Here is a 14,479-nt window from a genome sequence, read left to right as displayed (position 1 = left end):
CCAAGCTAAATAGTGAAGTTCTGCTGTATCTGTTAGTACACCATCTAGATCGAAAATAAATCCTTGGATGTTGGAAGATTGAAGATTGGGGATTGGGGATTGGGGATTGGAGATTGGGAATTGGGGATTGGTTATCTCCGTTGTATCCTTCTCCCCATGCCCCATGCCCCCTTCCCCATGCCCCATGCCCCATTCCCCATGCCCCATGCCCAATGCCCCATGCCCAATGCCCAATGCCCCATGCCCCATGCCCAATCCCCCATGCAAATCAAAATCGTGCCATTGCCCGCGCCAGTGCAGTTTAAACTTCAAGCGCGTCCAGCCTGGGGGCAGATGGGGGTTGGCTACGGGCCCTTTTTCGGTTAATTGAATGCCGCCGAACCCAAAAATTACAGCTTGCCAAATGCCACCAGCACTAGCGCCGTGAATTCCATCATTGGTGTTACCTCGGTTATCTTCAAGATCCACCATCAATGCCCGGATAAACAGTTCGTAAGCTTCGATTGATTTGCTCAAATCTGAAGCTAAGATGGCGTGAACTGCCGGGCCAAGGGACGAACCATAGGTAATATCCGTGCGGGGTGCATAGTAGTCCCAGTTGGTCTGCAATGCTTTTTCGCTATAAGGAAAATCTGCTGATTCCCGCATTAAATAAAGCAGCATCAAGACATCTGGCTGCTTGATTACTTGATATTTGTTGATTCTGTCAACACCCAAGATAGCTTGCATGGAGCGATCGCGCCCTTCATAATCTGCTAAATCGATATCTTCCGATTGAAAAAAGCCCTCGTACTGCTCAATTAATCCTGTTAATGGGTCATGGAGAAACAATATTTTGGCGATGATATCTTGCCAGTGCGTTCGCTTTTGGGAGGTGAGTTTTAGTTTCTGTTCTAGTTCAGTCGCTCGTTCGGGGAATTTGTCAGTCAACCAATCATAAACTGCGATCGCTTTCTCTAAATGCCATTGCGCCATCCGGTTTGTAAAGGCGTTGTTGTGGACTAATTCATGGTATTCATCCGCTCCAATTACTCCCCGAATTTCGTATTGTTCACGTTCAGGATTGAATTCGACTCGGCTATCCCAAAAAATAGCGGCATCCAAAATCACCTCTGCGCCGACCTTTTGCATCCAGTCATCATCACCAGTGGCTTGCCAGTAGTTCCAAATGGCGTAAGGTATATCTGCATTGATATGAATTTCGCGATCGCGGCACCAAATCCGCACGTCTTCACCATAAAAATTACTTTCGAGTGCCCAACGTGGTGTGACTTCATCTCCGGTACCAGCACTTTCCCAGGCAAACATTGCCCCTTTATATCCGTAATGGGCTGCTTTGCGTCTAGCTCCTGGTAAGGTGTGCCAGCGATAACTGAGTAAATTACGAGCGATCGCTGGTTGGGTAAACAGAAACAAGGGCAGCATAAAAATTTCTGTATCCCAAAAAATATGACCGCGATAGCCAAACCCCGAAAGAGTTTTCGCCGGAATACTCACCCGATCATCATGGCGTGGAGCCGCAATCAGCAGTTGAAATAGGTTGTAGCGAACAGCAAAAGTAGCTGTGCTATCCCCCTCAATGAGGATGTCACTTTGCTGCCAAACCTCATCCCACCCTTGCTCATTGGCTTTTAATAAGGTTGCGTAGTCTGGGAGGTGCGCGAGTTTTTCTTGAGCGGCTAGGACTGGTGTTTCCACCTCCCGCGAGGTAAAAACTGTCACTAGTTTTTCTACTGTTACAGTCTGTTGTGCTTTACCCAAGAAGGTCGTGGTCAAGGTTGGATAACCAGGTGCGGTACTGACTTGCAAAGATGCTTCAGTGCCCGATATTTTCATCTTAGCTGCCATACAGAGTTCAATTCGGGAACTGCGGGTGCGGCGTTGCAACCAGATTCCTTGGTCGATCTTGCCTTGATCTAGTCCTTCCCAGTGATTAAAACCCTGATTTTCTGGATAGCCATTGATACTAGCTTGAACTTCAATTAACCCATCAAAATCTACAGGCGTTAAATGGCAGCGTAGCGCCAACACGTGCGGATCTGCAAGACTAGCAAAGCGTTCAAAGCCGATGTCTATAGTGTTTCCACTAGGAGAGCGCCAACGCAGAGAACGGCTGAGAAGTCCCTGACGTAAATCAAGCTGGCGATCGTAGCGCAATATTTCACCTTGATCGAGACGGAAGCGATCGCCATTCACAATCACGATCAAGGGTAGCCAGTCAGGGCAATTTACCAGTTCAGTGTAAACCACCGGCACATCGTCGTAGACACCGTGGATAAAAGTAGCTGGCAATGCATGAGGATAACCTTCCTCAAAACAGCCCCTTGTTCCCAGATATCCATTGCCAATTGTAAAGACGGTTTCTTTAGAGTGCAATTGCTCAGGGTCAAACTGGGTTTCGATTAATATCCAATCTGTGTAGATAAAATGGCGAGAACGACCTTTTGTGTGCATAAGTTGGGGAGTAGGGAATGGGGAATGGGGAATGGGGACTGGGGACTGGGAAATGGGGATTGGGGACTGGGGAATAGGAATTTTGAGCTAGATGAACGAGTCTTTGAGGTGGATGAACGAGTCTTTGAGCTAGATGAACGAGTCTTTGAGGTGGATGAACGAGTCTTTGAGGTGGATGAACGAGTCTTTGAGGTGGATGAACGAGTATCTGAGGTGGATGAATGAGTATCTGAGGTGGATGAATGAGTATCTGAGGTGGATGAATGAGTATCTGAGGTGGATGAACGAGTATCTGAGGTGGATGAATGAGTATCTGAGGTGGATGAATGAGTCTTTGAGGTGGATAAATCCAGTCCCCAGTTCCTAGTCCCCAGTCCCCAGTCGCTCACCCAGCCTTATGTTTTTCCAAAATCTTTTCGACTCTGGGCTTATAAATGAGATGAAATAAGGTTTCCATATACCGATCTCTGGCTTCGTTATTTTCGGGAGCAACAAAGTTCCAAAAACTAAACATTTTAGCAAGTAGTAATAATTGATTGCTATGTAAATGCCAATTATATTTGTGATGAATTCGCTGACTCATCCATTCTGAAACTTCGTGCCAGTATTCACCATGAGCCTCGCATTTTTCAAGGAAATCTAAAATTTGATTTGCTGTTTCTTCTAAGTTCGTCGGATTAATATTAAATCCGTTTTCTTGGTTTTCGATAATTTCTAAAGAACCGCCAAATTGAGTAGTGAAAGTTGGCAAGCCGGAAATCATCGCTTCTAAAATACTCCGTCCGAAGGATTCAAAGCGGGCAAAATGGACATAAATTCCCTGAGCATCTGCAACTACTCGGTAGGCTTCGCCGAGTTCGCTGCTAGGGATACGCATTCCCAACCAGCGAATCTTGCCATAAAGATTATATTGATCAATAACGTTGTAGAGTTTTTGAATTTCTTCTGCTTCTTCTTTGTTTATAGCTTCATGTGGATGTAGTTTACTGCTTAAAAGAATCAGGTTACAATGCTCTTGCAACGCCTGACTTTTACCAAAACATTCAGCTAAACCAGTGAGATTTTTGATTGAAGTAATAGTATCAACGGCAAATATTGGTCGCTTATTAGGGTAATCTAAATGACCAAATATTTGGGGGTCTTCGCGGCTAAAGAGTAAGTCGTGGATTTGCTTAACAAGGTGAAAATCTCGGTTTTCTTTTTGACTATAGGGAAAGAAAATATCTTCATTTACTCCCGGCGGCACTAAGTTAAATTTAGGACTAAACAAATCAATGCCATCAACCACATGATACAACTGTGGCATTGTAAAGCATTTATACGACTCGTATTGACCTACAGTATCAGGTGTGCCGACAATTTCTTGATAAGATGATGTGATGATAAAGTCGGCTGCATTCATGCTAATCAAATCAGCGGTGAATTGTGCCGAGAAATGATATTTTTCTTCTAAATCTTGCCAATATAAATTGCTAAATAGATATTTAGGTTTTTCTAAGGAATGGGCAATGTTGCACTGGGTGACTTTCATCCGGCGAGATAAAAGAAAGGCTACTAAATTGCCGTCGCTGTAGTTACCAATAATAAGATTAGGTTTGACTTTAAATTGAGCTAGTAATTCTTTTTCTGCATCTAGAGCAAATTGTTCTAAATAAGGCCAAATCTCAAATTTAGAAATCCAATTATTCGTGATTTCTGGATTGAATTCACCAAAAGGAACGCGCAATATCCAAGCATTTTCAGTATCTTCAACTTTTTCTAAGTGCAGATTACAAAATGTCCCTTCACAGTTAGGAATTAGCCGAGTGAGAATAATTACATGGGGTTTAATGCCTAACTGGTCGAGTCCAGCGAGTTTGATTTGTTCACACAGTTCGTTTTCTAAGCTGCGAGCTTGTTCGAGAACGTAGATAACTTGACCGAGTGTTTCATCTCTTCCCAAAACATCTTGCTGTCCAACCCAGCCGTGGATGGAAACAAGGACGACGCGAAAGACGGCGGGGACGCGGGCTACAAATGTTTCTAAAATGCCGGGTTCTGGGGAGTAAATGAGCCGATCGAGGAGTTCTAAGGTTTCGGAGACTCGCGCCGCAGTGTTACCCCAACCTGGCTCAAAACCGAGTTCTTGGAGTTCAAAGCGGAAATTTTCATAAGGTTCATCAGGCGATCGCTCACTCAGCAATTTGAGGGCTGGCTTAATTTGTTTGGCTAACTGAATACCAGAGGGAATGCGATCGCTCAACAATAGGCGAATACCATCGTATTGCAGCCCATGTAACGCTTGAAATAACATTTCTACCCAATATTGGGGGTCAGTCAACAATTGACTGCACAGGTAACGGTTGAGGAATGCTAAACCTTGACCTATATTTCTGGGGTCGTCGATTCTTGGCGAACCTTCATAGAAGGGGTGAAGGTCGATTTCGAGGATGTGGGGTTGGTAACGGTTAACTGAGCGATCTCTCACATCTAACAGCGCTTGAGGCGTCATTTGCTCAAACCGACTCAAATCGGCTGTCAGTTGCCAAACTTCTTGGTTAGCAATTGTGGGTCGAATCACAAACCAAGTACTTTCCTCTTCGAGAATTATTTCGTGGGTGTACTGTATCAGTTTGCCAACAGAAGAAGAGTAGTAAAAATAGGCTGGCTTTTGGGATTGATGACAGTAGTCAGCAAAAGCTTGCAAAATCTCATTTCTCAGGAAGTAACACTTACCTGAAGAACTCAACGTATAAATTAACTGATGTAGAGCAGCTTTTTCATCACCGTTGAAAACAGCTTGAACTAGTTCATACATGATGACGAATCCTAGAAATTTAGCTAGGTAATAACCTCATATTTCTTTCCAGTCTCCGGTTCTGTGAGGTACATCTCCCCCACGATTCTAAATAACTGTAAAAATCTTTACGTCTAGCTCTGGTATGAAACTCTGTAAGTCTATAGTATTAGAGGTTGAAAGAGGGACTTTAAAACAATTCGCACAATTCGCACAATTCGCAATTATGTTATTATCTCGTTCCCATGCTCTGCATGGGAATGGGCTATTAGAGGCTCTGCCTCTAGTCAGACATTGAGTCAGAGACTCAATGAATGCATTCCCAGTCGGAGACTAGGAACGAGATAAGCTAGGTTTTTAGGACTTGTGTGTACACCGTAGCCTTTTTAAGGGAGGTTAGAGGTTGTTTTAAAAGTATTTTGGTGTGATTTTAGACACGTTTGAAACCCCTGCCCTAACCCCCCTTAAAAAGGGGGGAACCGGAATCAAAGTCCCCCTTTTGAAGGGGATTTAGGGGGATCTAAAATTTTTGATACCGACAAGAGGACTTTTCAAACATCCTCTTAGGAGAGAGGAATGGAAGTGAGGTCAAAATTGTACTTCACGCTTGTCGAGAACCGTGATAGGGGCAATTAATTCATTATTTGGGTTCAAAATTTGTCAACACAACATGATGCCTTAACAAAGACATTATTGAAGCTGAATTAAACTCTTCTAATTTGACAGTAAATAACGAAGGCCGATAATTAACACAAAAATGCCATACAGCTTTTTCATCAACTCGCTGCTAATAAACGGCTGATTTGCAAACAATGCTCCGAAGAAGTTACCCACGATTAAACCAACTGCAATAATCAGGGCATATTTGATATTAAGATTACCGTTGCGATGGTAAACTAAGGCTGCTAAAATCCCAATTGGCAAAATTTGAGCAGCCACAGAAGTTCCTGTAGCTAACTTCTGATCTAAACCAATTACTAACACCATTGCGGGAATCATAATTGCACCGCCACCAATACCAAACATCCCGCCCGCAACGCCAGAAACTAAACCGATTAACAACAGTTGGATCAAGATATTAGACATAAAAATGGTTGCTGATTACAAACTATAAATTAATTTTCTGTGAAAAGATTGATTTTGGTAGCATTCCATGTACACCTTTTTGGGGACTGTTCACAACTTGAGTAATGTGAAAATTCACAGCTAAACTACACAATACATAAGCATCTTCTGGCGACAAATTTGCAAAGCGTTCCAGAAAATCAATCATGTTTTTTAAAGCTAGTTCTAAGGCTTCATCTAAGGTTTGAGCAAAGCCCATTGTGATGATATGAGTTGGAGTTTCGGCAATTGGTGTTGTTAGTTGTAAATCCTTGCGAAGTTTGAGGGTAATTCTACCGTTCATGGAAGTTTCAATGGCGGTAACATTTACCTCGCCATCTCCTTGTGCAGAATGCCCATCACCAATAGAAAATAATGCACCTGGTACGAAAATCGGCAAAAATAAACGAGAACCAGCTTGTAATTCCCGATTATCGATATTACCACCGTAAGAACCTGGTGGGATAGAGGTTCGAGAGGTTTCTGGAGTAGCAACACCAAGAATCCCAAAAAACGGTTTGAGAGGAATTTTTATGCCAGCACCCACAGGAAATTCAGCGATATTGTTTGCTAAATCTAGAGGAATGAATCTCAACGCAGGTTGAGAAAACTGATGTGGTAAAGCTCCCCAATCTGTACGAATGGCATTAAAGCCTACAGGTAAACGAGGTGCGATCGCACCTAATTGTACTTCTAAAACATCCCCTGGTTCAGCATCGCGCACATAAATCGGCCCTGTAAGTAAATGCGGCCCTCCAGCAATTTTGCGTTCTGGTAGAAGATTTTGGCAGATGTCGAGAAATTCTGGTGTGAGAAACTCAGGTGGTGCTTTGTCATAAACGTAGTAACCAGTATAAGTTTCTACATCAATCGTATCGCCAGAATCAATGGTCAGTGCTGGTTTTAGCAGATGCGAGAAACCACCTAGATGTACAGTTTCTTTTGAAGCTTTTAAAATGTAATGAGTCATAACTGTTTTGTTTTTATAGGACTCCTATTTGATTTTTGAACAATCAAGCTGCCTAGAAGCTTGACATACAAAGCTTTTCATTAGAGCGATCGCAACCAAAAGAGTTGTATTTTCACTAAAGTATAAGATTGCTGGAGTGAAATTTAAGTAAAAGCTTGCTATTACGGAAAACAATTTCTTAAATTCACATTTCGGTCATTTTCTCAGTAAAAATATGTTTTATAACATACCAGGATTTATACTGATTATTTTTAAGTATTAAAAGATATGATGTACTAAGTAAAGCAGTGCTAATTCTGATCGGACAACCAAACCGATTGCCAGCCACTTGTCTATTTTTAGGAGCTTTGAAATGAAATCAATACTTGAGTTGATTGAGCAGAAGAACCAGGAATATGCTCAGTTGCCGTTTTTTGAGTATATGAAAGACGAGACAATTGACCCACGACAGAGGCTAGCATTTGCACCTGTAATTGCTCCACTGGCACTGGAATTCAGTGAATTGTGCAAACGAGTTCTCAGAGATGAGCCAACGACTAATTACATTCAAGAGATGGTCAATTTGCACACGCACGAAGAACATTTCCACTGGCAATGGTTACTGGAAGACATGGGTAAGATGGGAATTGACTATCCGATGCGGTTTAGTGATGCAGTACGATTCATTTGGAGTGAGCATACCAGGGTTTCCCGTTCCATGTTTCCTCTATTTGAACGGTATACTCTTGGGGCAGATCCCATTATTAAATTAGTTGCCATTGAGGTATCTGAAGTCACAGCAAATGTCTTCTTCCGTTCAACCATGTCTGCGGCTCTGCAACTGCAAGAAATGACTAAAACAGAGTTCCGTTACTTTGGTATGCGTCATAACCATATTGAAAATACCCACACTCTCCATACTCCTTCTTCTTTGCAAATAATCAAAGAGATTGAGGTGTCAGAAGAGATTCGTCAACAAGCACTTGAATTGATTGATGTGGCGTTTAAGTACTTTACAGACTTGATCAATGAGTTTTTGGTCTATATTAAGACTCATTCTTATCAAGAACCATTTTTTAAGGTGTATGAACCAGAGCGATCGCTAAAAGCTGTCTAAGAGGTTGTTTGAAAAGTCCTCTTGTCGGTATCAAAAGTTTTAGATCCCCCTAAATCCCCCGATAAATTGGGGGACTTTGACTCTGGTTCCCTTTTTAAGGGGGGTTAGGGGGGATCAAAAGTGCCTAAATTTACAGAAAAATACTTTTCAAACATCCTTTAAGCTATCTGCTTAGTTTGCATTCATTCTGTGAGGATAATATTATCAGCTGCTTTCATGTTGACTTCGCTGCATGAGTCAACAAATTCCCGCCCAAAAAATTACTGGATAAATTGTGAGATTGCAAGTGGATTAGGGAAAACTGAACTCAGATTATCCAGTGGCAGCTATTATGGTAGAGAATCGAGTTAATGTTCCCGGCTATGGGATTGGTGAAAGCATCTACACCAGTACTCGCACTCTGGTTTACCGAGGTTGGCGACAGGCTGATCAAACCCCAGTTGTCATCAAACTTCTGAAAAATGCCTATCCTAGTCTCATTGAGTTGGCTCAATTCAGAAATCAGTACACAATTGCGAAAATCTTAAATGTCTCTGGGGTTGTTCGCATCTATAGTCTGGAGAATTGCCAAAATCGACTTGCCCTGATCCTGGAAGACTTTGGCGGAGTTTCTTTAAAGGAGTACACCGCTTTTAGAAGGAAAGGACTCAGCGAGACACAAAATCAGGAAAACTCCTCATCCCTTCATCCTGATTTCTTGACTGAATTTCTCCAGATTGCGATCGCACTAGCCGATATTCTGGGTGATCTCTACCATCACCAAATCATCCACAAGGATATCAAACCTGCCAATATCCTGATTAATCCCACCACCAAGCAGGTGAAACTCATCGACTTTAGCATTGCTTCACTGCTGCCAAGAGTTACCCAACTTTCAACCAGCCCTACTATTCTAGAAGGAACTCTCGCCTACCTTTCCCCCGAACAAACCGGGCGAATGAACCGAGGGATTGATTACCGCACTGACTTCTATTCTCTGGGTGTCACATTCTATGAACTGTTAACGGGACAATTGCCATTTCAATCTGATGATTTGATGGAATTGGTGCATTGTCATATCGCGAAACAACCTGCTTCTTTGGAGCAATTCAAAATTCCTCAAGCAGTTTCAGATATCGTGATCAAATTGATGGCGAAGAATGCCGAAGACCGCTATCAGAGTGCATTAGGGCTAAAACACGATCTGGAAACTTGTTTGATTCAATTGCAGAAAAATGGCAATATTGTGCCCTTTGGGCTAGGACAGCGGGACGTTTGCGATCGCTTTGCGATTCCCGAAAAACTCTACGGTCGGGAAGTAGAAGTTGCAATGCTGCTAGCAACTTTTGAGCGGGTGCGCCAAGGAAATTCTGAACTAATGCTGGTGGCCGGTTCCTCTGGCATTGGTAAAACAGCAATTGTCAACGAAATTCATAAACCGATCACCCGTCAGCGGGGATACTTTATCAAGGGCAAATTCGATCAATTTAATCGTAATATTCCCTTTTTTGCTTTGGTGCAAGCGTTTCGAGACTTAATGGCACAACTGCTGACAGAGAGTGATGCCCAAATTGAGCAGTGGAAGACCCAAATTTTATCCACATTGGGTGAGAGTGCCCAGGTGATTATTGAGGTGATTCCAGAACTCGAACAGATCATTGGTCAACAGCTCTCTGTCCCAGAATTATCAGGCAGTGCAGTCCAAAGCCGCTTCAATTTGCTGTTTCAGAAATTCATTCAAGTATTCACAACCCAAGACCATCCCCTCGTCATTTTCCTCGATGACTTACAGTGGGCAGACTCGGCTTCATTAAAGCTGATGCATCTGTTGATGAGTGAAGCAAACAACTCTTATTTGCTAGTGATTGGAGCATATCGAGATAACGAGGTTTCGTTTGCACATCCCCTAATGTTGACCATCGAGGAGATGCGGCAAGAGGCAATTACAGTTAGTAGTATTGTCCTTTCTGTGCTTACCCAGACCGACCTGAATCAACTGATTGCAGATACCCTCAAATATTCACCAGAACAAGCCCTAGCGATCGCCAATCTGGTATATCAACAGACCAAAGGCAATCCATTTTTCACGAACCAGTTTCTCAAATCGCTGCATGAAGATGGGTTAATTGCGTTTGCTGCCAAAACAGGCAGTTGGCAGTGTAATATTGCTCAAATCCGAGCGCTTTCTTTTAAAGAAGATATTGTGGAGTTTGTGGCGCTGCAACTCCAGAAATTACTACCACAGACTCAGGATATTCTCAAACTGGCTGCATGTATCGGCAATCAGTTTGATTTAGAAACCCTATCGCTTGTCTATGAAAAATCTCCAGCCCAGACCGCAGCGGATTTGTGGCCAGCCCTCAAGGATGGATTAATCTTGCCCAGTGGGGAAGGGTATACATTTTTTCAGGATGAGTCTGTTGTCATGGATGATTTGACAAATGACAACGAATCAATAACTATTACCTACAAATTTCTCCACGATCGCGTTCAACAAGCCGCTTATTCACTAATTCCGGCGAATCAAAAACCAGTAACTCACCTCAAGATTGGTCAATTGCTGTTAAACAATACCCCGGAAACTGAGCAAGAAAAGATCATTTTTGAAATTGTCAACCAACTGAATGTTGGGATAGAACTGATCGTAGCCCAGCCCGATCGCGATCAACTGGTACAACTCAACCTGTTGGCAGGACGGAAAGCTAAGTCTTCCACAGCTTACCGAGTAGCAATTGAGTATTTGACCATCGGGATTAGTTTATTGAGATCCGACTGTTGGCAAAGTCAATATGAGTTGACTTTGGCACTGCACGAATTAGCAACTGATGCTGCTTACCTTTGTGGCGCGTATGAACAGATGGAGGAATTCGCCCAAACAGTGATGCAGCAAACGAAAACTCCACTGGATCAAGTCAGCATTTACGAAACCAAAATCCAGGCGTATACAGCTAAAAATGATGTGCTAGGTGCGATCGCGATCGCCCGTCAGGGAATGAGTCAGTTTGGTGTGGTTTTCCCAGAAACACCCACTTTCCAAGATATTCAGCAAGCCCTTCAGGAAACCGCTACCTTAATTCACGGGCGTGACATTGCTTCCTTGGTTGACTTACCAGTGATGACAGCAAAAGACAAGCTAGCAGTCACTCGAATTGTGGCAAACGTTGCTCCCGCCGTTTACATCGCCGAGCAAAATCTGTTTCCGCTACTCATATTGTCCCAAGTCAAAGCATCAATTCACTATGGGAATGCTCCCTTTTCTGCCTTTTGTTATGCCTGTTATGGCATTCTCTTGAACGGAATTCTTCAGGATATTGAAACAGCCGATCAAGTTGGCAGTCTTGCTTTGGCACTAACTGACAAATTTAATATTAGCGACATCAAACCTACTGTATTTTATGTTGTAGGTGCTTTCATCACTTATTTAAAGTCTCCACTAAAAAAATCTTTACAGCTCATGTTAGAGGGCTACAAGATTGCCCTAGAAACTGGAAACGTATACTACGTGGGCTTCAATACGAAAGACATCTGTCAGTATTCTTATTTCCTAGGTCAAGAACTGGACTCGTTAGAGCAAGACATAAGAGCTTACAGTCATGTTTTAGAAAATTTTAAGCAAGGCACGACCCTCAACTACTGCCGCATCTTCTGGCAAGTAGTTTTGAACTTGCTCGGCAAGGCTGAGAATCCCTGCACTTTAACAGGTGAGGCACTTAACGAAGCAGAATTTGTCACCCAACTGGTTAATGCCAATGAGTTGACTGGGCTTCACTACTTTTGGCTCCACAAATTGATTCTCTGTTATCTGTTTGAAAACCTCTCTGAAGCAGTGGAAACAGCCACTCAAGCTAGAGAATATCTAGTTGCAGGCATGGGCTATGCCACCGTGCCGATGTTTTATTTCTATGATTCACTGACGGCTTTGGCAGAGTATTCTACGGCTACACCTTCTTGGCGAGAAACATTGCTGGAACGAGTCACAGATAACCAGAGAAAAATGCAGACTTGGGCGCACCATACACCCATGAATTATTTGCACAAATTTGAACTGGTAAAAGCTGAAGAATGCCGAGTGTTAGGGCAAATGGGGCAAGCAGTCGATCTCTACGATCGCGCGATCGCTGGGGCAAAAGTCAATGGATACATTCAAGAAGTTGCCCTCGCTAATGAACTAGCTGCCCGATTTTACCTGGAATGGAACAAAGAGCCGATCGCTCAAATTTACCTAGCAAATGCCTATTATAGTTACCTCAACTGGGGAGCAGTAGCCAAAGTCAACCAGTTGTCCCATCAATATCCTCAATTCTTGGCTACGATCCAACAGCCGCAAGAAACTGTTTCTTCCAACCTCACCCGCACCACTACAACCGGATTGGGACACACTAGTTCTGGTGGGTTTGAAGCCTTAGATTTAGCAACAGTAATGAAAGCCTCTCATGCCCTAGCGGGAGAAATTGAGTTAGAAAAGCTGTTGACAACCCTGATGCAAGTCGTGATCGAAAATGCCGGGGCTGAAAAATCTGTCCTCCTACTGCTTCAAGATGATAACTGGGTGGTTGCAGCTCAAAAAACCAGCAAAGTGATCGTGGAAACGGGTGTTACAAATCCAATTCCTCAAGCAGAGGAGCGATTGGGTGAAAACCTTGGGATAAAGAATCTACACTCCCTTCCGCTTTCAGCCAGTCAGGATATTCCCAAAGCGGTTGTGAACTATGTCTCACGTACCTCCGCAACCCTGGTACTAGATGATGCTCGCACAGAAACTACCTTCGCCAACGATCCCTACATAATGCAATGGCAACCCAAAAGCTTGCTATGTACGCCCATTCATAATCGTGGCCAGCTAATTGGTATCCTCTACTTGGAAAACAGTTTGACGACTGGAGCCTTTACCCAAAACCGTCTTGAGATTTTGCGGCTACTCACAGCACAAGCTGCCATCTCGCTGCAAAACGCCATGTTGTATACCAATTTAGCTGTGGCAAAAACTCAATTAGAAGACTACAGTCATACCTTAGAAGACAAGGTGCAGCAGAGAACTTTTGAGTTGAATGATAAAAATCAGCATCTCTCGGAAACCTTAGAGAAACTTCAACACACGCAAACTCAATTGATTCAAACTGAAAAAATGTCTTCGTTAGGACAAATGGTGGCAGGTGTTGCTCACGAAATTAACAACCCGATTAACTTTATTTATGGCAACCTCACCTATACCAATGAGTATTGTCAAGATTTGCTGCGCTTGGTTGAGCGCTATCAGCACTACTATCCTCAACCGTTGGCTGAGATTCAAGAAGAACTAGAGGCAATAGATTTCAAATTCCTCAAGTCAGACCTACAAAAACTGCTGCAATCAATGAAAGTGGGGGCAGATCGCATCCGCCAAATTGTCCTTTCTCTCCGCAATTTCTCTCGCCTGGATGAGTCCGAAATGAAACCTGTCAACATTCACGAAGGCATCGACAGCACCTTGCTAATTTTACAGCACCGCCTCGAAGGGAAAACACACCGTCCTGCAATTGATGTAATTAAGGAATATGCACAGTTGCCAGAAGTTAACTGCTATGCCAGCCAGATTAATCAGGTGTTTATGAATATTCTCAGCAATGCTATTGATGTATTGGATTCATCCTTTGCAACAACTGAACATAATAAACAAGCAACAATTCCCACCATCCGAATTCGTACTAAAATGACTGATGCCCATACAGTCACTATTCAAATTGCAGATAATGGGTCTGGTATGTCTGAAGAAGTGAAGCAGCATCTATTTGACCCCTTTTTCACAACAAAACCTGTTGGACGAGGAACGGGCTTGGGATTATCGATTAGCTACTCTATTATGGAAAAACATGAGGGACAATTAAGTGTAATATCGGAACAAGGAAAAGGAGCGGAGTTTTTCCTTGATATCCCCTTAAAAAAGCTGGTTCCTTCCTCTGTAGGTTGACCGCGCCAATTTAGGATTTTGGATAATGGAATTGGTTCTTGGGTTCGATCAAGGCCGCTATGCCTGCTCTCAAATCTAAAAGAAGTTCCTTCCGACGCTTTGCGATCGCCAATCTAAAATCCAAAATGGTTTAACTCTATGCTGATTAGTTTT

Annotated in this window: 7 protein-coding genes; 3 read left to right on the top strand and 4 right to left on the bottom strand. The window is 43.0% G+C overall.

The window, feature by feature from the left end:
* Window positions 1–2,454, bottom strand: a 2,454-nt coding sequence (locus tag RRG12_RS12475; protein ID WP_420759494.1) for a glycosyl hydrolase family 65 protein, incomplete at its 3' end; no start/stop codon positions are given.
* 24 nt (window positions 2,455–2,478) lie between these two features.
* Between RRG12_RS12475 and RRG12_RS12470 the strand changes: the two genes are divergently transcribed.
* Window positions 2,479–2,679 (top strand): hypothetical protein, encoded by a 201-nt coding sequence (locus tag RRG12_RS12470; RefSeq protein ID WP_420759493.1) that lies wholly within the window; start codon window positions 2,479–2,481, stop codon window positions 2,677–2,679.
* A 160-nt stretch (window positions 2,680–2,839) separates the two neighbouring features.
* On the opposite strand, the gene RRG12_RS12465 is transcribed toward RRG12_RS12470, so the two are convergent.
* The 3 genes from RRG12_RS12465 to RRG12_RS12455 form a co-directional block, all read right to left on the bottom strand.
* On the bottom strand, window positions 2,840–5,251 hold the full coding sequence (locus RRG12_RS12465) for a sucrose synthase (RefSeq protein WP_420759492.1): 2,412 nt from the start codon (window positions 5,249–5,251) through the stop codon (window positions 2,840–2,842).
* Window positions 5,252–5,944: 693 nt separating this feature from the next.
* A complete protein-coding gene (locus RRG12_RS12460; RefSeq protein WP_069074176.1) occupies window positions 5,945–6,316 on the bottom strand; it encodes a sulfite exporter TauE/SafE family protein in 372 nt (123 codons plus the stop codon).
* Between the two features lie 22 nt (window positions 6,317–6,338).
* On the bottom strand, window positions 6,339–7,304 hold the full coding sequence (locus RRG12_RS12455; RefSeq protein WP_420759491.1) for an acetamidase/formamidase family protein: 966 nt from the start codon (window positions 7,302–7,304) through the stop codon (window positions 6,339–6,341).
* A 352-nt stretch (window positions 7,305–7,656) separates the two neighbouring features.
* On the opposite strand from RRG12_RS12455, the gene RRG12_RS12450 reads away from it, so the two are divergent.
* Both RRG12_RS12450 and RRG12_RS12445 read left to right on the top strand, forming a co-directional pair.
* Entirely contained in the window at window positions 7,657–8,400 is a 744-nt protein-coding gene (locus RRG12_RS12450; protein WP_420759490.1) for a hypothetical protein, read from the top strand.
* Window positions 8,401–8,731: 331 nt separating this feature from the next.
* Window positions 8,732–14,326 carry a trifunctional serine/threonine-protein kinase/ATP-binding protein/sensor histidine kinase gene (locus RRG12_RS12445; RefSeq protein WP_420759489.1) on the top strand — a complete coding sequence of 1,865 codons (5,595 nt, stop codon included), beginning with the start codon at window positions 8,732–8,734 and terminating at the stop codon, window positions 14,324–14,326.
* The last annotated feature ends 153 nt before the right edge of the window (window positions 14,327–14,479 follow it).

Source organism: Nostoc sp. CALU 546, assembly GCF_048836525.1.
This window is presented reverse-complemented; position numbering and strand designations above follow the sequence as displayed.

Excerpts from the sequence above, each read along its gene's own strand:
- RRG12_RS12470 (WP_420759493.1), top strand. The coding sequence starts at position 2,479 with ATGGGGAATGGGGACTGGGGACTGGGAAATGGGGATTGGGGACTGGGG.
- RRG12_RS12465 (WP_420759492.1), bottom strand. The coding sequence starts at position 5,251 with ATGTATGAACTAGTTCAAGCTGTTTTCAACGGTGATGAAAAAGCTGCT.
- RRG12_RS12460 (WP_069074176.1), bottom strand. The coding sequence starts at position 6,316 with ATGTCTAATATCTTGATCCAACTGTTGTTAATCGGTTTAGTTTCTGGC.
- RRG12_RS12455 (WP_420759491.1), bottom strand. The coding sequence starts at position 7,304 with ATGACTCATTACATTTTAAAAGCTTCAAAAGAAACTGTACATCTAGGT.
- RRG12_RS12450 (WP_420759490.1), top strand. The coding sequence starts at position 7,657 with ATGAAATCAATACTTGAGTTGATTGAGCAGAAGAACCAGGAATATGCT.
- RRG12_RS12445 (WP_420759489.1), top strand. The coding sequence starts at position 8,732 with ATGGTAGAGAATCGAGTTAATGTTCCCGGCTATGGGATTGGTGAAAGC.